Raw genomic sequence first — 18729 nt, 5'->3', positions numbered from 1 at the left:
CGCCCGCCCGGTGGACGGGAGGGTCAGCCGGTGACCTCGATCAGGCCGCGGGCTCCGCGCTCGGCCTCCACGAGGGAGTGGTTCACGAAGGGATAGGTGCCGGGCTCGGAGAACTCCAGCTCCACGAAGCCGCCCTGGGCAGGGGCGAGGTCGAGGGCCTGGGCCCCGCCGGATCCCGCGCCGCCGCGCTCCAGGAGGTAGGCGCCCTCCTTGTGCACGGTGTCGAACTGAGCGCCGACCACGTGGAAGCTCAGCCCCGTGGACGGCCCGGCCGCGAGGACCCGGATCCGCACCCGCTCCCCGGCGCGGGCGGTCAGCGGCTCGTGCAGGTACTGGGTGGCGTGGCCGTTGAAGACCGTGAAGCTGGGGACCCCGCCCGGGATCCTGGCCGGGTCCACGGCGGCGTCCACCCCCGTCCCGTCGCCGGCGTCCTCCCCGGGCGGGCCCAGGTACGTCTCGTTCTGCACGAGGAGGTAGTCGCGGTCCACCTCCGGGAGCCCCGGCGGGTCGATCACCACGGCGCCGAACATGCCGGCCGCCACATGCGTGCTCATCGGCGCGGTGGAGCAGTGGTAGAGCCAGATGCCGGAGCGCACCGCCTCGAAGCGGTAGACGAGGGAGTCCCCCGGGGCGAGGGTGCGCATGTTCTCGTCGGGCGCCACCGTGCCCGCGTGGAAGTCCACCGAGTGGCCCATCGTTGCGCCGTTGGTCAGCGTGATCTCGAAGACGTCGCCGACCTCCCCGTGCAGCGTGGGCCCCATGTAGCGGCCGTTGTACGTCCACGCCCGCATGCGGACGCCGGGGGCGATCTCGTGCTCGCCCTCCGAGACGTCGAGGTCCACCCGGTGCACCCGCCGGCCGTCCTCCTGGACGCCCGCGCCGACGGGCTCGAGCACGGGGGAGCGGACCTCGACGCCCTCTCCCGGGGCGGCCCCGAGGTCCGCGCCGTCGGCCGGATCGGTGCCGGCGGGGACCACGCCGGGCGCCCCGCGCCGCTGGCCGGCCGCGGAGGGCGCGTCGAGGGGAGCGCCGTCCGCGCCGACGGCGACGACGTCGAGGGTCATCCCCATGCTGCGGTGCCCGACGATCGAGCACCACGCCTCCAGGGGTCCGTCGACCACCCCCGCCTCCACGGTCACCGTCTGTCCGGGGCCGACGCGCCCGGAGCTCGTGCCGGAGGCCAGGACGAGGTCGTGCACGTTGGTCGGGTCGTCGTTCGTGAGCTCGATCACGAGCTGGTCGCCGAGCGGGACCTCCACGACGGAGGGCTCGAAGCGCATCCCCTCCCGGGCACTGACCTGCACGGTGGTCGTCCCGCCCGTGGCCGGGGCCCCGGAGCCGCCGCCGCGCAGGTCGAACCCCGCCGCGGCGGGGTTCACGGCGATGCCCGCCGCGACGCCCAGGGCCACCACGAGCACCCCCGCCAGCGCCTCGCGGGCCGGCCGCGGAGGCGCGGCGGGGGCGACGGCCTCCGGCACGGGCACCGGCTCCCCGGCCCGGCGGGCCATGGCCGCCCGGCGCCCCGCCAGCGAGGTCCGGGCGGCGGAGACCATGAGCGGGACGAACGCGAAGAGCGCCGCCGCGCCCAGGACGGAGACCACGGCCCGGACCCAGGAGGGCACCGCGCCCGGTGGGAGCGCGAAGAGCAGCACGCACAGGTTGACGACCACCACGCGGAACGTCCCGGCGCGGTTGATGGCCCGGTGGGCCGCCCGCACGGTCGCCGGCCCTCCCCCCATGGTCACCGGCAGGAGGTAGGTCATGGCCCCCAGCAGCACCTGTACCAGGAAGCCGGCCACGAACGGGACGGTCAGCTGTCCCAGCGCCGCCGCGTCGAAGCCGTGCAGGGCCACCACGAGGACGGCGGCCACCACGGTGACCGTCCACCACAGGACGCCGGCGGCCACGGACCAGCCCGCGTAGTCGGAGGGACGGGCCCGCACCGCGGTCCGGGCCATGACCGCGACCACGGCGCCCAGCCCCGCCGCGTAGACCGCCAGGCCCGCCGCGGCGAGCACGGGGGACCCGGCCAGTGCCGCCGTCCCGGTGAGCACCAGCCCCCCGGTCAGCACGGGCAGCGCCGCGGTGCTGACCCGGGTGGAGAGCTCCGGCATGCGCGTGCGCAGGATCGTGGGCCACAGGGTGAGCGCGGTCCCGGCGACGGTCAGGCCCACGAAGCCCAGGACGTTGGTGACCTCGTGGGCGAGGAGCAGGCGCGCGTGCCAGGCGCCGGCGGGGCCGGTGGCCAGGAGCGCGCCGAGGACCGCGCCCACCGGCAGCAGGAAGGCCGCGACCACGTAGTAGCGCACGGTGACGGCGAACCGGGACGGCAGCGCCGTGCGCAGCTGCCGGAGCAGGGCCGCCCCGTGCCAGGCCACCGCGGCGCCCACGGCGGTCGAGGCGAAGAGCACCAGCACGTACCAGCCGGTGAGGATTCCCACGACGAGCAGCACGGTGCCGGCGTTGAGCAGCCCGATCCGGGCCAGCTGCCGACCCCGGGCGTCGTCGGGCACCCGGTTCTTCAGCAGGGAGTCGGTGAAGTGCTGTGACCACACCAGGACCGAGTTGGTCACGAGCCCCAGGGTGACGAGGTGCACCAGCAGCCACCGCGTCTCCGGGAGCCAGCGGTGGAAGAGCACGACGAGGAGCAGGGCCGCCATCCACAGACGGACCGGTCTGCCGGCCCGGCGGTGCCAGGACGTCCGTCCCCGGGGGCGTGCGGATGCGTGCACGGAGCTCACCTGCCCATTTAATTTGCGGAGCAAATACTAGTATACGGTGCGGCTGTCGCCGGGTGTGCCGCCTACGATGAGGGCGTGACTGCCGAGATCATCGCGACCCTCATCACCGCCGCCCTGCTCGTCGTCGGGTGCCTCGGCATCATCGTGCCGGTGCTGCCGGGCTCGATCCTGATCGTGGTCGGCCTCCTCGTCTGGGCCCTCACGGTCCAGGCGGTCGAGGGCTGGACCGTGCTGGGGATCGGCTCCGCGCTGGCGATCGCCGGGATGGCCGCGAGCGCCGTGCTCACCGGCACCCGGCTCAAGCGCCGGCAGATCCCCAACCGCTCCCTCCTCTACGCCGCGGCCGGCGCCGTGGTGGGCCTGTTCGTGATCCCGGTGGTCGGGATCTTCGTGGGGTTCTTCGTGGGCCTGCTGCTGAGCGAGACCGCCCGCCAGCGGGACCTCCGGGCGGCGCTGGACTCCAGCTGGGCGGGTCTCAAGGCGGCGGGCCTGGGGATCGTCGTGGAGTTCGCGTGCGCGCTCGCCGCCTCCACGGTCTTCGTGCTGGGCGCGCTGGTCCTCTTCACGACCGCCTGAGCCCGCGAAGCCGGGGACGCCGAGGGCCCGGACACCAGCGGTGTCCGGGCCCTCGGCGTCCCACGGCGCGTCAGCGCCAGGGCAGGGGGACCACCTCGACGTCCTGCCCGGCGGCCACGCCGCCCGGCGGGACCACGGCGATGACGTCCGCGTGGGCGAGCCCGCGGAGCATGTTCGCGCCGACCCGGTCCCGGGGGGCGACCGTCCCGTCCCGGAGGTAGGCGGGCACCAGGGCGGTGACCTTCTGGCCCGGCAGGTCCTCGGCCGCCGGCAGGGTGCGCGTGGCCGGGGGCCGGTCGCTGTGCAGCTTGGCGAGCAGCGGCTGGGCCACCGTGAAGATGCTGGTCATCGCCGCCAGCGGATTGCCGGGCAGGCCCACCACGAAGGGGCCGTCCTCGGGCAGCCGTGCCAGGAACGTGGGGTGGCCCGGGCGCTGGGCGAGGCCGTCGAGCAGGAAGACCGCCCCGAGCTCCTGGAGCGCCGAGCGGACGTGGTCGGCGTCGGAGTGCCCGGTCCCGCCGGTGGTGATGACCACCTCGGTGCGGGCGTCGAGCACCGACGCCATGCCGGAGGGCGCCTCGGTCAGGGCGGAGAGCATCGCCTTCGCGGTGTCCTCGACGCGCCGGAGCTGGTCCACGGACCCGCCCAGCATCTCCACGAACGTGGGCAGCTGGGGGCCGAAGGCGTCCCGGACCTGGCCCGGCTCGGGGATCCCGTCCTCGACCACCTCGCTGCCGGTGAGCAGGATCGTCACGCGCGGACGGCGGCGGACCGGGAGCATGTCGTGGCCGCTGACGGCGGCGAAGGCGATGTGCGCCGGGTTGAGCAGGCAGTCGGCGTGCAGGATGACGTCCCCGGCCGCGACCTCCTCGCCGGTGCGGCGGATGTTCTGCCCGTAGGGGATGTCCTCGGCCGAGGGGGCGTGGGCCGCGATCGTGAGCACGGTGCCCTCCTCGGACAGCTGCGCGTACTCGTCCCGCAGCACGGCCCGGGCCCCGGCGGGGACGAGTCCGCCGGTGACGATGCGGGTGGCCTCGCCGGGCTCCAGGTTGAGCACCGGGCGGTAGAGCTCCCGCGGCGGGATGGTCAGCATCTTGCGGGGGTCGGTCTCCACAGGCTCGGGGAAGACCACCGTCCACGGCTGGGGGCCGGCCACGGCGTAGCCGTCCATGGCGGAGGAGGCGTAGTGCGGGACCGGGATCGGGGCGGTGACGTCCTCGGCGAGGACCTCGCCGAGCGCCTCCTGCAGGGGCAGCCAGTGGCTGGGCAGCGCGGTGGCGATGTCGTAGGAGAACTGCCGGGCCCGGTGCCAGTCGGCGTCGTGGACGGTCTCGACCTCCTCGGGGGCGCTCTCGGGCGTGCCGCTGTCGTCCTCGATGACGGGCAGCGCGTGCTTGTAGGGGCTGTTGGTGTCGTGGGGCAGGGGCAGTCCGGACATCAGTTCTCCTCGGGGGTTCGGCGGGCGGCGGGGACGAGACCGTCGACGGTCTGCAGCGCGCGGTCCAGGACGCGGTGCTCGTCCTCGCCCGCGGCCGCGGCGCGGCCCACGTGGTAGCCGAGCAGGTAGGCGGTGGGCGGGACGGCGGGGCGCACGGTGCCGTGGGCGATCCTGCCGGTGAGTCCCAGCACGGCGTCCAGGGGGAGGCCGGCGTCGGGCACGTCCAGGGCCGCCCGCACGGCCTCGACCCACCGTTCCAGGATCTCGTGCTCGGACGGGCTCAGGTCCTTGGGCATGCGCCGCTCCTCCCGGGCGGTGGGGCCGCCCGCTCGTGGTCAGGTCAGGTGGTGCCTGTGCACATCGTCCCACGTATCGACGTCCGCGGTGGCGTCCTCGGGCACGGTGACGTCCCGGAGCGGGAGCTCGCGCACGAACGAGAACACGGACCGGTCCGCGGCGTCCTGCCCCGCGAAGGCCCGGCGCAGCACGTCGCTGCGGTAGAGGGCGGCGAGGGGCTGGCGGTGGCCGTCGGGCGGGACCGACACGTAGCCGGCGGCGCCGTCACCGGTCCGGGCCGCCTCCAGCAGGAGGGGCACGGCCCGTGACACCCCGGGCATGTCGCACGCCAGGGTCAGGGTCCACTGCGCGGCGGGCAGGGCGTCGAGGGCGCGCAGCCCGGCGGCGATGCCCGCGGCCGGGCCGGAGAACGGCGGGTCCTCCCGGGTGCGCAGCACGTGCGCGGGGACGGCCGGGTCCGCCGGGCCGACGACGACGACGCCCGCCGCCTCCCGGACCGCGTCCAGCGTGAGCTCCAGCAGGGTGCGCCCGGCTCGCCGCAGACCGGCCTTGGGCCGGCCGCCCAGGCGGGCGGAGCGGCCGCCCGCCAGGACCACGGCGTGGAAGACCGGGGCCGGTCCCGGGGCGCTCACGCGCTCATCCGCCGGAGAAGGGCGGCAGGACGTCGAGCACCGCCCCGGACGGGACCGGGGTGTCGGGATCGGGGCAGGCCACGCCGTCGAGCAGGAAGCTGGACCGGGCCAGCACCTGCGCCAGCGGAGGCTGTCCCGGTGGCGGCTCGGGGTGGGCCCGGGCCAGCAGGTTCTCCACGTCCCGGCGCGTGCAGGGCCGGTCGTCGGGGACCTCCAGGGTCTCGGCGTCGGTGCCGGCCGCAGCGCGGGCGGCGGCGAAGTAGCGGATCAGCATCCCTGCTCAGCCTCCGATCGCGCTCATCGAGCGCTCCGGCTGGACGTAGTCGGGGGAGTCCAGGCCTACGTGGTCCATGCCGTGGGCGGCCGGTTTCGCCCACATCGCCGCCCGCCAGCGCTCGGCCAGCTGGGCGTCGGTGGCACCAGCCCGCAGCAGCGGCAGCAGCTCGACCTCCTCGTGGGAGAACAGGCAGGAGCGGATCCTGCCCTCGGCGGTGATCCGGGTCCGCTTGCAGTCGGCGCAGAATGGCTCCGTCACGGAGGCGATGACGCCCACCGTGCCCAGCGGCGGGTCCTGGGCGCCGGGGCGCAGAGCGGAGGACGCGGCGGGGGGCGCCGCGGACGTCGCGTCCGAGGTCGCGCCGGAGTCCACGGGGGCGGCGCTGGCCGTGCGGGGGTGGACGTCCCACAGCTCGGCCGGGGCGCCCTCGCGCGGGCCCGGGTGCGGGGCCAGCCGGAACCGGCCGGCGAGCCGGTGGCGGATCTCGGCGGCGGTGACCATGTCCGCCCGGGTCCAGCCGTGGTCGGCGTCCAGGGGCATCTGCTCGATGAACCGCAGCGCGAAGCCGCGCGCCAGCGCCCAGGCGAGCAGGTCGGGGGCCTCGTGGTCGTTGACCCCGCGCATCAGCACCGCGTTGATCTTCACCGGGGTCAGCCCGGCCGCGGCCGCCGCCTCCGCCCCGGCCAGCACGTCGGCCAGGCGGTCCCGCCGGGCCAGGGCGCGGAAGGTCGCCGCGTCCAGGGAGTCCAGGGAGATGTTGATCCGGGTCAGCCCGGCCTCGGCCAGGCCCTGGGCGCGGGCGGCCAGACCGATGCCGTTGGTGGTCAGCGAGACCGGCAGCTCGGGGTGGGCGGTCCGCACCCCGGCCACGATCTCCTCGAGGTCGGCCCGCACCAGGGGCTCCCCGCCGGTCAGGCGCAGCTCGGTGACCCCGAGCTGCTCGACGCCCACGCGCACGATGCGGGTGATCTCGGCGGGGGTCATCAGCTGGGCGGCGGGCAGCCAGGGCAGACCTCCGGCGGGCATGCAGTAGGTGCAGCGCAGATTGCACTTGTCGATCACCGACAGTCGCAGGTCGGTGGCGCGGCGGCCGTGGCGGTCCACGAGCCCCGCCTCCCGCGGTGCACCGCTCGGGCCCGGACCCGCATCGCGGAGCCGCGGCAGTCCCAGGGAAACGCTCATGTCACCGCCTCGGTGGTCGTCCCCGGCCCGCACGGTGCTCGGCGTGCCGGGATGGTCCGCCCAGTGTAATCAGTCCCCAGCACGCCGAGAACGCCCCGGGCGCCGTACGGCGTCACGCCGGCTCCGGCGGGGCCTGCTCGTCCAGCCGCGCGAGAGCATCCGTCCACCGGGCCTCCTGCTCGGCGGGCGACTGCTCCCACCACGGCGTGCCGCGCTCACCGAGGCCCAGCTTGGCGATCCCCACCCGGTCCCGCACGGCCCGCAGCTCCTCCTCCGTGCCGTCCCGCCGCACCGTGCGGACGGCCGCCCGGGCCCGGCCCAGGTGGGACGTCAGCCGGGCCGCGACGTCCTCGGGCAGCCCGGGATCCTGGCGGCGCCACCGCCGTCCGTCCACCACGATCCACCGGCCGTCCGGCGTGTGCTCCACATCCCGTTGCGTCATGGCCCCGATCCTGCCAGGACGGGCGCGCCCCGGCACCTACGCTGGAGGAATGAGCAGGCACGCGCAGCATCCGGTCCGCAGCGTCGACGAGCACCGCCGCGCGGTCACGGAGGCCCTGCGGGGTCTCCGCGCCCGGACGGAGACCCTGCCGCTGGCGGCCGCGGCGGGCCGGGTCCTGGCCGAGGACCTCGTGGCGCCCCTGAGCCTGCAGCCCTTCGACAACTCCCAGATGGACGGTTTCGCGATCCGTGCCGCCGACAGCCGGACGGCGCCCGGGGAGGACGGGCGCACCTCGTTCGTCGTCGTCGCCCCCGTGCCCGCCGGCCACGTCCCCGGCCCGCTCGGTCCCGGGGAGGCGGCCCCCGTCATGACCGGCGCGCCCCTGCCGCCCGGCGCGGACGCCGTGGTGCCCGTCGAGGAGTCGCTGCCGGGGGGCTTCCCGGCACCCGGGACGCACCTCCGGCTCCCGGCGGGCCAGCCGGCCGGGAGGTTCGTCCGCCGTGCGGGCGAGGACGTCGTCGCCGGGGACACGGCGCTGGTCGCGGGGCAGCGGCTCACCCCCGCCCGGATCGGGCTCGCGGCCGCGCTGGGGTGCGCGGAGCTGACCGTGCGCGCCCGCCCCCGGGCCGTGCTCTACACGACGGGCGACGAGGTCGTGGCGCCCGGCGCCGCGCGCGGCCCGGCCCAGATCTTCGACGCGAACGCGGCGATCCTGCGCGCCCAGCTCGCGGAGGCGGGCGTGGAGGTGGTCGGCGCCCACCTGCTCTCCGACGACGCCGGCGCCTTCGCGGCACGCCTGGCGGAGGACACCGCGCGGAGGCCCGACTTCTTCGTCTCCTCCGGCGGGGTCAGCGAGGGCGCCTACGAGGTCGTCCGGCAGGTGCTCGCGCCCCACGGCGAGTTCGTGCACGTCGCGATGCAGCCCGGGGGGCCGCAGGGCCTCGCGGCACCGGGCGGCGTTCCCTTCGTCTGCCTGCCCGGCAACCCCGTCAGCACCCTCGTGTCCTTCGAGATGTTCCTCCGCCCCGCCCTGACCGGGACCGTGGGCGCCCCGGCGCCGCGGGCCCGCCGCACGGGGCCCCTCGCGGAGGCCGTCCGGCCGCTGCCCGGGCGGACCCAGGTGCGCCGCGCCGTCTGGGACGGCGCCACGGTGCGGATGGCGGGCGGGCCCGGCTCCCACCTGCTGGCCGCCGCGGCCCGGGCCAACGCCCTCGCGCTCGTGCCGGCGGGCGGGGCCGAGCTGCCGGCGGGGACCCCGGTGGAGCTGCTGCTGCTCGACTGACCCGGTGCGCGCCCGGCCCGCGGGACCGCAGGGCCGCACCACCGCAGGACCCCACCACCGCCGGGGCGGCTCCGGCCGGGCCCGGGGCGCCGCGGCGGTGTCCCCGCCGCTCGCTAGACTGGTCCGCGCCCCCGCCCGGACGATCGCACAGAACAGGTCCCCATGACGTCCCTGCTCGCCCCGCTGCTCCTCGCCGCCACCGCCGTGATCCAGGCGCTCGGCCGCTACGAGTACCACCAGAACGGCATCACCGTGGTGGGCCAGATGCTCTTCCCGATCTTCTTCGCCGTCCTGGCGCTCTTCCTCGCCCGCCGCGGCGAGCGGGGCGCCTTCGGCACCGCGCACCTCGGGCTGCTCGTGCTCGGCGGCATCCTGTTCGTGCTCACCCTGGTGGGCTGGAACGGCACCGTCCCCCAGCTCTACCCCTCCGTGGGGATCTACTACGCGGCGTTCGCGCTGCTGGCGGTCCAGGCCGCGCTGCGCATCGCGGGGACCCCCCGGCGCCGGCGCGAGGACGCGCCGTCCGAGGGACCCTCCCCGCGGGGCTGAGCCGCTACGGGGTGTTCGCGGTCCCGCCGACGCGCTCGAGCACCAGTCCCGCCAGCTCCTCGGCACGGGTCTCCGGCAGCCAGTGGCCGGCGTCCAGCTCCACGAACCGGTAGGGCCCCCGCACGTGCTCGGCCGTGAGCTCCGCGGCCCGCCGGCCCAGGGCGGGGTCCCGGGCGCCCCACGCGTACGTGGTCGGCACGTCCACCGGTCCGGTGCGCAGCCGGGACAGCGGCAGGGCGCGGTACCAGTTCAGGGCGCCGGTGAGCGCGCCGGGCTCCCGCATCCGGGCCGCGTAGCGGGCGGCTTCCGCCGCGGGCAGGCCGGAGCGGCGCAGGAGCTGCTCGAGGCGCGGACCGAGCAGCGCCTCCGGGAGCCGGGGCAGCTGGAAGGCCCCGACGTAGGCCGAGCGCAGCGCCTGCGGCGAGCGGGTCAGGGAGCGGGCGAGCGCCCGGGGGTGCGGGACCGAGGCCACCGTCAGGGACGCCGTCCGCTCCGGCCGGTGGGCCGCGAGGGTCCACGCCACGATCCCGCCCCAGTCGTGGCCGACGACGTGGGCGCGCTCCAGCCCGGCGGCGTCCAGCAGCGCCACGGCGTCCTGGACGAGCAGCTCGAGCCGGTAGGCGCGGCGACCCCGGGGCCTGGCGCCGGGGGAGTAGCCGCGCTGATCGGGCACCAGCGTGCGCAGGCCGGCGCGCCGCAGCACGGGCGCGACCCCGGACCAGCTCGTGCCGTCCTGGGGGAAGCCGTGCAGCAGCAGGACGGGCTCCCCGTCCGGGGGCCCGTCGTCGCGCACGTCGAGGCGCACGCCGGGGCGGAGGTCACCGGGAGGGCGGAGGGTCGGTCGGTCCATCCGGCCAGGCTAGTCCCGGCCGGCGCCCGTCCGCGCGAGAGCCGGGGCTCGGTCATCCCCTTTCCGCCGAGAAAAACAAGGGTGCCGGAATTCTTGACGGAAAATGAATTCTGAAATTGATGTGTCATGAATTCTTTTCCACCGAATTGCCGTTCATTGGTCCACAAGAAAATCCTAATTCAGAATGCCGAATTCGATAGGTTGGCACCATGGTTGCCAGCTCCGTTCCGCCGGGCACCGATGGCCCCGCGTCCCACGCCCTGCTCAAGCTCGGGAAGTTCTTCACCCGCTGGGAGGAGTCCCCGGACGGCCGCGCGGTCTACCGCGAGGGCGGGCGGGCCGGTGACGCGTTCTACCGGAACCGGTGGAGCCACGACAAGGTGGTCCGCTCCACGCACGGGGTGAACTGCACGGGCTCGTGCTCCTGGAAGGTCTACGTCAAGGACGGGATCATCACCTGGGAGGCGCAGGAGACCGACTACCCCTCGGTGGGCCCGGACCGCCCGGAGTACGAGCCGCGCGGCTGTCCCCGTGGCGCCGCCTTCTCCTGGTACACCTACTCGCCCACCCGGGTCCGCTACCCGTACGTCCGCGGGGTGCTGCTGGAGATGTACCGCGCGGCCAAGGAACAGGTGGGCGGGGACCCCGTGCTGGCGTGGCAGGCGGTGGTCGGCGACCCGGAGAAGCGCCGGGCCTTCCAGCAGGCCCGCGGCAAGGGCGGCCTGGTGCGCTCGAGCTGGCAGGAGGCCCTCGAGATGACCGCCGCCGCCCACGTGCACACCGTGAAGACCTACGGCCCCGACCGGTGCACCGGCTTCTCCCCGATCCCCGCGATGTCCATGGTCTCCCACGCCGCGGGGGCCCGGTTCATCAACCTCATCGGCGGTGTGATGAACAGCTTCTACGACTGGTACGCGGACCTGCCCGTGGCCAGCCCCCAGGTCTTCGGAGACCAGACCGACGTCCCGGAGTCCGGCGACTGGTGGGACGCCACCTACCTCATGATGTGGGGCTCGAACGTCCCGGTCACGCGCACCCCGGACGCGCACTGGATGGTGGAGGCCCGCTACCGCGGCACGAAGGTCGTCTCGGTCAGCCCCGACTACGCGGACAACACGAAGTTCGCCGACGAGTGGCTGCCGGCCCAGGCCGGCACGGACGCCGCGCTCGCCATGGCGATGGGCCACGTGATCCTGCGGGAGAACTTCGTGGAGCGGCGGGTGCCGTTCTTCGAGGACTACGTCCTGCAGTACACCGACCTGCCCATGCTCGTCACCCTCGACGAGCGCGAGGACGGCACCGTGGTGCCCGGCAAGTTCGTCACCGCCGCGGACCTGGGCGGGGGCGAGGCGACGGCCTCCGACGCGGCGTTCAAGACCGTGCTGATCGACCGCGACGCCGGCACGCCGGTGGTCCCGAACGGGTCCATGGGCTTCCGCTACAACGAGCAGGACGAGGGGAAGTGGAACCTCGACCTGCAGGGCGTGCGCCCGGCGCTCTCGCTCGCGGACGCCTCCTCCTACGAGGGCTCGGTGAGCGCGGTGCACCTGCCCGCCTTCACCGACGCCACGGGGGAGGGCTCGGTGCTGCGCCGCGGCGTGCCCGTCACCGAGGTCGCCGGACGGACGGTCACCACGGTCTTCGACCTGATGCTCGCCCAGTACGGCGTGGGCCGCGAGGGCCTGCCGGGGGACTGGGCGGCCGGGCTCGACGACGTCGCGACCCCCTACACCCCGGCGTGGCAGGAGGAGATCACCTCGGTCCCGGCCCGGGCCGTGATCCGCACCGCCCGCGAGTTCGCGGCCAACGCGGAGAAGTCCGGCGGCCGGTCGATGATCATCCTGGGGGCCGGCATCTGCCAGTGGTACCACGGGGACGTCACCTACCGGGCGATCCTCGCGATGCTCATGCTGTGCGGGTGCCAGGGGCGCAACGGCGGCGGGTGGGCGCACTACGTGGGGCAGGAGAAGGCCCGCCCCATCACGGGCTGGGCCGCGATGGCCGCGGCCACCGACTGGACCCGCCCGCCGCGCTTCATGATCGGCACCGCGTTCTGGTACATGCACACCGACCAGTGGCGCTCCGACGGCTACTCGTCCGACTCCCTCCAGTCGCCCCTGGCGGAGGGGCACCTGAAGGGCATGCACACCGCGGACGTGGTCGCGAAGTCCACCCGGATGGGCTGGATGCCGTTCTATCCGCAGTTCGACCGCAACTCCCTCGACGTCGCGGACCTCGCCGCCGAGGGCGTGGCCCGGGGGGAGGCCCCCGACGAGGCCCGGTGGGTCGCGGACCGGCTGAAGTCGGGACAGCTGCGCTTCGCCGTCGAGGACGTCGACGCCCCCGAGAACTGGGCCCGCACCCTGGTGCTGTGGCGCTCCAACCTGCTGGGGTCCTCCGCGAAGGGCGAGGAGTACTTCCTCAAACACCTCCTCGGCACGCACCACAACGTCATGGGCCGGGACCACTCCGCGTCCCGGCCGAAGGACGTCACCTGGCACGAGGAGGCGCCCGAGGGCAAGCTCGACCTGCTGGTCTCCGCGGACTTCCGGATGACGAGCTCCACCCTGCTCTCCGACGTCGTCCTCCCCGCCGCCACCTGGTACGAGAAGCACGACCTGTCCTCCACGGACATGCACCCGTACGTGCACGCGTTCACCCCGGCGATCGACCCGCCGTGGGAGGCCAAGACCGACTACGAGCTGTTCCGGCTGCTCGCCGAGGAGTTCTCCCGCCAGGCGCGGACCCACCTGGGGGTGCGCAAGGACCTGGTGGCCACCGCGCTCACCCACGACACCCCGGGGGAGATCGCCCAGCCCGGCGGGCACGCGCCCGACTGGAAGCACACCGACCTGCCGGCCGTGCCCGGGAAGAACCTGCCCAACCTCGCGGTCGTGGAGCGGGACTACACCGCGATCGGGGAGAAGTTCTCGGCGGTGGGGCCCCTGGCCGAGCGGCTGGGCTTCACCACGAAGCACATCACCTACGACGTCTCCCACCAGGTGGACCAGCTGGCGCGCCTGCACGGGGTCTTCGACTCCGGGGCCGCGGCGGGCCGCCCGGCCGTGGACACCGACGCGCGGATGGCGGAGGCGATCCTGCTCTTCTCCGGGACCACCAACGGGGAGCTGGCCGTGCAGGGCTTCGAGACCCTCGAGAAGCGCACGGGGGTGGAGCTCGCGGACCTCGCCCGCGGCTCCGAGGAGAAGCGCATCACCTTCGCCGACACCCAGGCCGCCCCGGTCCCGGTGATCACGTCCCCGGAGTGGTCCGGCTCCGAGACCGGGGGGCGGCGCTACGCCCCGTTCACCGTCAACATCGAACGGCTCAAGCCCTTCCACACCCTCACCGGGCGGATGCACTTCTTCCTGGACCACGACTGGATGAAGGACATGGGCGAGACCCTGCCGATCTACCGGCCGCCCCTGGACATGCACCGGCTCTTCGGCGAGCCGCAGCTGGGGGAGCGCGGCGAGCTGTCGATCGCCGTGCGGTACCTGACGCCGCACAACAAGTGGTCGATCCACTCGGAGTACCAGGACAACCTGTTCATGCTCTCCCTGTCCCGCGGGGGCACCACGGTGTGGATGAGCCCCCAGGACGCCGCACTCATCGAGGTCGCCGACAACGACTGGGTCGAGTGCGTCAACACCAACGGCGTCTACATCGGCCGGGCCATCGTCTCCCACCGGATGCCGGCCGGGGTGGTCTACGTCCACCACGCCCAGGAGCGCACCATCGACGTGCCGAAGTCCGAGGCGACCGGGCGCCGCGGCGGGATCCACAACTCGGTCACGCGCATCCTCGTCAAACCCACCCACATGATCGGCGGCTACGCGCAGCTGTCCTGGGCCTTCAACTACCTCGGGCCCACCGGCAACCAGCGCGACATCGTCTCCGTGGTCCGCAAGCGCTCCCAGGAGGTCCAGTACTGATGCGAGTCATGGCCCAGGTCGCCATGGTGATGGCCCTCGACAAGTGCATCGGGTGCCACACCTGTTCGGTGACGTGCAAGCAGGCGTGGACGAACCGCGCCGGCACGGAGTACGTGTGGTTCAACAACGTGGAGACCCGTCCCGGGCAGGGCTATCCCCGCCGGTACGAGGACCAGGAGAAGTGGAAGGGCGGCTGGGAGCTCAACCGCCGCGGCAACCTCAAGCTGAAGTCGGGCGGGCGCTGGGCGAAGCTGGCGGGCCTGTTCGCCAGCCCCGTCCAGCCGGAGCTCGACGACTACTACGAGCCGTGGACCTACGACTACGAGACCCTCACCAACGCCCCCGCCGGCACCGACTTCCCCGTGGCCCGCCCCAAGTCCCTGATCACGGGGAAGGACACCAAGATCGAGTGGTCCGCCAACTGGGACGACAACCTCGGCGGCGTCACCGAGGCCGGCCACCTGGACCCGATCGTGGAGAAGGTGCGCCGCGAGTCCGAGGACAGGATCAAGTTCGAGTTCGAGCAGACGTTCGCGTTCTACCTCCCGCGCATCTGCGAGCACTGCCTGAACCCGTCCTGCATGGCCTCCTGTCCCTCGGGGGCGATCTACAAGCGCACCGAGGACGGGATCGTGCTGGTGGACCAGGACCGCTGCCGCGGCTGGCGGCAGTGCGTCACCGGCTGCCCGTACAAGAAGATCTACTACAACCACAAGTCCGGCAAGGCCGAGAAGTGCACGTTCTGCTATCCCCGGATCGAGGTGGGCATCCCCACGGTCTGCGCGGAGACGTGCGTCGGCCGGCTGCGCTACATCGGCATCTTCCTGTACGACGCGGACCGGGTCACCGAGGCCGCCGCGACCCCGGACGAGCGGGACCTCTACGAGGCCCAGCTGGACCTGATGCTCGACCCGCACGACCCGGGGGTGGTCGCCGCGGCCCGCGCCGAGGGCATCCCCGAGGACTGGCTCGACGCCGCGCGCCGGTCCCCCGTCTACACCCTGGCCAAGGAGCTGCGGGTGGCGCTGCCGCTGCACCCGGAGTACCGGACGATGCCGATGGTCTGGTACGTCCCGCCGCTGTCCCCGGTGGTGGACCTGCTCAAGGACCAGGGGCACGACGGCGAGGACGCGGGCAACCTGTTCGGCGCCATCGACTCGCTGCGCATCCCGGTGGAGTACCTCGCCGAGCTGTTCACGGCCGGGGACACGCAGATCGTCACGGACGTGCTGCGCAAGCTCGCGGCCATGCGCTCCTACATGCGGGACATCGCCCTCGGGGACGCCCCGGACGAGTCGATCGCCGAGGGCGTCGGGATGACCGGCTCCGAGATCCAGAAGATGTACCGGCTCATGGCCATCGCCAAGTACGACGAGCGCTACGTGATCCCCTCCGCCCATCTGGAGGACGCCCACAACCTCGAGGAGATCGGCTGCTCCCTCGACGTGGACGGAGGGCCCGGGATGGGCCAGACCGGCGTCTTCGGCGAGGCCTCCGGGCGCCCCACGCCCGTGGCCGTGGAGAACTTCAACGCCCTGCGGGCGCGACAGACCGGCGAGTCCGCCACCTCGGAGCAGCAGATGGCCGGGCGCGTGAACCTGCTCAACTGGGACGGCCGAGGGGCGCCCGCGGGGCTGTTCCCGCCGCGCTCCGAGGACGGGGACCGGCCGTGAGCCTGCTGGAGAGGCTGCTGGGCAAGGCCGGCAGGGGAACTCTCGACCCCGGGCGCTGCACGGACCGGCACCCGCGGCGCAGCGCGGTGGCCCGGCAGGCCGCCGCCGTGCTGCTCGGCTATCCCGACCACGAGCTCCTGGTCATGCTGCCCGTCCTGCGGGAAGCCCTCGAGGAGGTGGGCGCGCCCGTGCCCGAGGACCTCCTCGACTGGCTGCGCGCCCGCCCGCTCGACCAGGTGCAGGCCGACTACGTCCAGGAGTTCGACCTCTCCCGGCGGCACAGCCTGCACCTGACCTACTGGACCGACGGGGACACCCGGCGGCGGGGCGAGGCGCTCGCCGCCTTCAAGGAGGTCTACCGCTCCCACGGCGCGCAGCTGGACGGGGCCGAGCTGCCGGACTACCTGCCGCTCGTGCTCGAGTTCGCCGCGAAGGTCTCCCCTGAGGACGGCTACGAGCTGCTCCAGCGCTACCGGCCGTCCCTCGAGCTGCTGCGGCTGGCGCTGCGCGACGACGGCCTGCCGTACCACGGCGTCGTCGCCCTCGTGTGCTCCACCCTGCCCGGGGTCTCCCCGGAGGACCGGGACGCCGCCCTGCGGATGGCCGGCTACGGTCCGCCCACGGAGTCCGTGGGCCTCGACCCGTACGACCCCCGGCTGCTGCCCGTCACCGAAAGGAACAGCGCATGACCGCCACCGCCGCGAGCCTGCTCGCGCCCGGGACCTCCCTCCCCCTCGAGGCGGCGGCCCCGGCCGCCGCCTCCGTGGGGGTCGGCGACATCCTGCTCTGGGGCGTGCTGCCCTACGTCGTGCTGGCGGTCGTGATCGGCGGCACCGTCTGGCGGTACCGGTACGACCAGTTCGGGTGGACCACCCGGTCCTCGCAGCTCTACGAGTCCCGCATCCTGCGCATCGCCTCCCCGCTGTTCCACTTCGGCATCCTCGCCGTGCTCGCGGGCCACGTCATGGGTCTGATCATCCCGAAGACCTGGACCGAGGCCGTGGGGGTCACCGAGGGGATGTACCACTTCCTGGCCCTGAGCATCGGGCTCGTGGCCGGCGTGGGCACGCTGCTCGGGATCATCATGCTCATCTGGCGCCGGCGCACCACCGGACCCGTGTTCATGGCGACCACCAAGAACGACAAGTTCATGTACGTCATGCTCGTGGCCGCGCTGCTCACGGGGCTGGGCACCACCCTCATCTCGGTGTTCGACCACTCCGTGCCCGACTACCGCCAGACGGTCTCCCCGTGGTTCCGCTCGATCTGGATCCTGCAGCCGGACGTCGCCGCGATGACGGCCGCCGGGATCTCCTTCAAGGTGCACGCCCTGTGGGCCATGGGGCTCTTCGCCGTCTGGCCGTTCACCCGCCTGGTGCACGCGTTCACCGCCCCCGTGCACTACCTGTTCCGGCCGTACATCGTCTACCGCTCCCGGGACCACCGGTCCACCGGGTCCGTGCCGGTGCGCCGCGGCTGGGACCCCGTCGGGACCCAGGACCGGGACAGGAGCGCCCACCGCAACCGCGCCGGCACCCGCCGCTGACCAGCCCCATCTGCGAGGACCGCCATGTCATCTTCGTCGTCGTCCGCCGCCTCCCCGGGCACCGCGGCCCCGGACCTGCGCTCCGGCCAGCTGCGGAACCTGCTCCTCGCCACGCTGGCGTCCACCGCGGGCTTCTGGGCCTGGACCATCGTGGGCCCGCTGTCCAGGCGCTACGCGGAGCGGATGGAGCTCAGCTCCTCGCAGACCGCGCTGCTCGTGGCGATGCCGATCTTCGTCGGCTCCATCGCCCGGGTGCCCGTCGGCGCCCTGACGGACCGCTTCGGCGGGCGGGTGATGTTCACGGCGATCCTCGCCCTGACCGCCCCGCTGGTGCTGCTCACCGCCCTCGTGGGCCAGCTGGGCAGCTTCGGGCTCCTGCTGGTCGTCGCGTTCTTCCTCGGCATCGCCGGCACGGTCTTCGCCATCGGCATCCCGTTCTGCTCCGCGTGGTACGAGTCCCACCGCAAGGGCTTCGCCACCGGCGTGTTCGGCGCGGGCATGGCCGGCACCGCGGTCTCCGCGTTCGTCACCCCGCGCCTGGTCGCGGGCATCGGGTACCTGGGCGCCCACGCGGTCATCGCCGCGATCGTCGCGGCCATGGCCGTGGTCTGCTGGCTCGGGCTGCGCGAGTCCCCGGTCCGCGCCGGCGCCGTGCCGCAGCCGGTGCTGCCCCGGATCAGGCACGCCTTCACCCTGCGGGTGACCTGGCAGCTGTGCTTCCTCTACGGCGTGGTCTTCGGCGCGTTCGTGGCGTTCTCCAACTACCTGCCCACCTACCTGAACACCGTCTACGGCTTCGACGCCACCGCGGCCGGGACCCGCACCGCCGGCTTCGCCCTCGCCGCGGTGGTCGCCCGCCCGGTCGGCGGGATCCTCGCCGACCGCCTCGGCCCGAAGATCGTCACGATCACCTCGCTCGTCGGCACGGCGGTCCTCGCGATGGTCGTGGCGCTGCAGCCGATCCAGGAGGTGGCCTACGGCGCCACGTTCCTGGCCATGGCGGTGTTCCTCGGCCTGGGCACCGGCGGCGTGTTCGGGTGGGTGGGACGCGCCGCCCCGGCGAAGGACGTGGGCACGATCGGCGGAATCATCGCGGCCGCCGGCGGCCTGGGCGGCTACTTCCCGCCGCTCGTGATGGGCGCCACCTACGACGCCGAGAACAACAGCTACTTCGTGGGGCTGACCCTGCTGGCCGTGTTCGCGGTGGCCGCCCTGGTGCTCACCTTCACCGTGCGCAACGGGGGCAAGGACGACGAGCGGGCCCGGACCTGACCGCCGTCCGGGCGCCGGACGCGCGGCCCGGACCGCA

At 74.0% G+C, this 18729-nt stretch carries 16 protein-coding genes; 8 read left to right on the top strand and 8 right to left on the bottom strand.

Translation table 11 applies throughout. The features are described from left to right. Positions 1-23 precede the first annotated feature (23 nt). Positions 24-2660, bottom strand: coding sequence for a multicopper oxidase domain-containing protein (locus E7Z53_RS13360; RefSeq protein WP_176337953.1), 2637 nt, complete (start codon positions 2658-2660; stop codon positions 24-26). A gap of 156 nt (positions 2661-2816) precedes the next feature. Between E7Z53_RS13360 and E7Z53_RS13355 the strand changes: the two genes are divergently transcribed. Next, on the top strand, positions 2817-3317 hold the full coding sequence (locus tag E7Z53_RS13355) for a DUF456 domain-containing protein (protein ID WP_035925832.1): 501 nt from the start codon (positions 2817-2819) through the stop codon (positions 3315-3317). 70 nt (positions 3318-3387) lie between these two features. Here E7Z53_RS13355 and E7Z53_RS13350 read toward each other — a convergent pair whose 3' ends face one another. From E7Z53_RS13350 to E7Z53_RS13325, 6 genes are all read right to left on the bottom strand, one after another. After that, the gene (locus E7Z53_RS13350; protein WP_176337952.1) at positions 3388-4755 is read right to left on the bottom strand and encodes a molybdopterin molybdotransferase MoeA; all 1368 of its coding nucleotides are present in this window, start codon (positions 4753-4755) and stop codon (positions 3388-3390) included. Beyond that, positions 4755-5051 (bottom strand): DUF6457 domain-containing protein, encoded by a 297-nt coding sequence (locus tag E7Z53_RS13345; RefSeq protein ID WP_109268599.1) that lies wholly within the window; start codon positions 5049-5051, stop codon positions 4755-4757. Before E7Z53_RS13345 ends, E7Z53_RS13350 begins: the two co-directional genes overlap by 1 nt. 39 nt (positions 5052-5090) lie before the next feature. Next, the gene (gene mobA / locus E7Z53_RS13340) at positions 5091-5684 is read right to left on the bottom strand and encodes a molybdenum cofactor guanylyltransferase (RefSeq protein WP_035925839.1); all 594 of its coding nucleotides are present in this window, start codon (positions 5682-5684) and stop codon (positions 5091-5093) included. Positions 5685-5688: 4 nt separating this feature from the next. After that, the gene (locus tag E7Z53_RS13335; protein WP_017834396.1) at positions 5689-5958 is read right to left on the bottom strand and encodes a MoaD/ThiS family protein; all 270 of its coding nucleotides are present in this window, start codon (positions 5956-5958) and stop codon (positions 5689-5691) included. A 6-nt stretch (positions 5959-5964) separates the two neighbouring features. Next, positions 5965-7143: a GTP 3',8-cyclase MoaA gene (locus E7Z53_RS13330; RefSeq protein ID WP_176337951.1), complete on the bottom strand. Its 1179-nt coding sequence runs from the start codon at positions 7141-7143 to the stop codon at positions 5965-5967. A gap of 112 nt (positions 7144-7255) precedes the next feature. Beyond that, entirely contained in the window at positions 7256-7585 is a 330-nt protein-coding gene (locus E7Z53_RS13325; protein WP_035925846.1) for a hypothetical protein, read from the bottom strand. Between the two features lie 49 nt (positions 7586-7634). Between E7Z53_RS13325 and E7Z53_RS13320 the strand changes: the two genes are divergently transcribed. After that, positions 7635-8867, top strand: coding sequence for a molybdopterin molybdotransferase MoeA (locus tag E7Z53_RS13320; protein ID WP_176337950.1), 1233 nt, complete (start codon positions 7635-7637; stop codon positions 8865-8867). Positions 8868-9029: 162 nt separating this feature from the next. Further along, complete coding sequence (locus E7Z53_RS13315; RefSeq protein ID WP_017834534.1) at positions 9030-9416, top strand: hypothetical protein; 387 nt, start codon at positions 9030-9032, stop codon at positions 9414-9416. 4 nt (positions 9417-9420) lie between these two features. On the opposite strand, the gene E7Z53_RS13310 is transcribed toward E7Z53_RS13315, so the two are convergent. Beyond that, positions 9421-10266, bottom strand: coding sequence for an alpha/beta fold hydrolase (locus E7Z53_RS13310; protein WP_017834535.1), 846 nt, complete (start codon positions 10264-10266; stop codon positions 9421-9423). Positions 10267-10475: 209 nt separating this feature from the next. Here E7Z53_RS13310 and E7Z53_RS13305 point away from each other — a divergent pair, with 209 nt between their 5' ends. The 5 genes from E7Z53_RS13305 to E7Z53_RS13285 are packed head-to-tail and all read left to right on the top strand — an operon-like array spanning position 10476 to position 18692. Next, the gene (locus E7Z53_RS13305; protein ID WP_176337949.1) at positions 10476-14201 is read left to right on the top strand and encodes a nitrate reductase subunit alpha; all 3726 of its coding nucleotides are present in this window, start codon (positions 10476-10478) and stop codon (positions 14199-14201) included. Further along, positions 14201-15874: a nitrate reductase subunit beta gene (gene narH / locus E7Z53_RS13300; protein ID WP_176337948.1), complete on the top strand. Its 1674-nt coding sequence runs from the start codon at positions 14201-14203 to the stop codon at positions 15872-15874. The genes E7Z53_RS13305 and narH overlap by 1 nt, the downstream gene beginning before the upstream one ends. Next, positions 15871-16563, top strand: a complete 693-nt coding sequence (gene narJ / locus E7Z53_RS13295; RefSeq protein WP_095651028.1) for a nitrate reductase molybdenum cofactor assembly chaperone — start codon at positions 15871-15873, stop codon at positions 16561-16563. Before narH ends, narJ begins: the two co-directional genes overlap by 4 nt. After that, a complete protein-coding gene (gene narI, locus E7Z53_RS13290; RefSeq protein ID WP_017832127.1) occupies positions 16560-17420 on the top strand; it encodes a respiratory nitrate reductase subunit gamma in 861 nt (286 codons plus the stop codon). The genes narJ and narI overlap by 4 nt, the downstream gene beginning before the upstream one ends. Positions 17421-17444: 24 nt before the next feature. Continuing rightward, a complete protein-coding gene (locus E7Z53_RS13285; protein ID WP_176337947.1) occupies positions 17445-18692 on the top strand; it encodes an MFS transporter in 1248 nt (415 codons plus the stop codon). The last annotated feature ends 37 nt before the right edge of the window (positions 18693-18729 follow it).

It is taken from the genome of Kocuria salina (genome assembly GCF_013368965.1).
Classification (GTDB): Bacteria; Actinomycetota; Actinomycetes; order Actinomycetales; family Micrococcaceae; genus Kocuria; species Kocuria rosea.
Note: the sequence above shows the minus strand (reverse complement) of the source record. Positions and strands in the feature narration are given on the sequence as shown.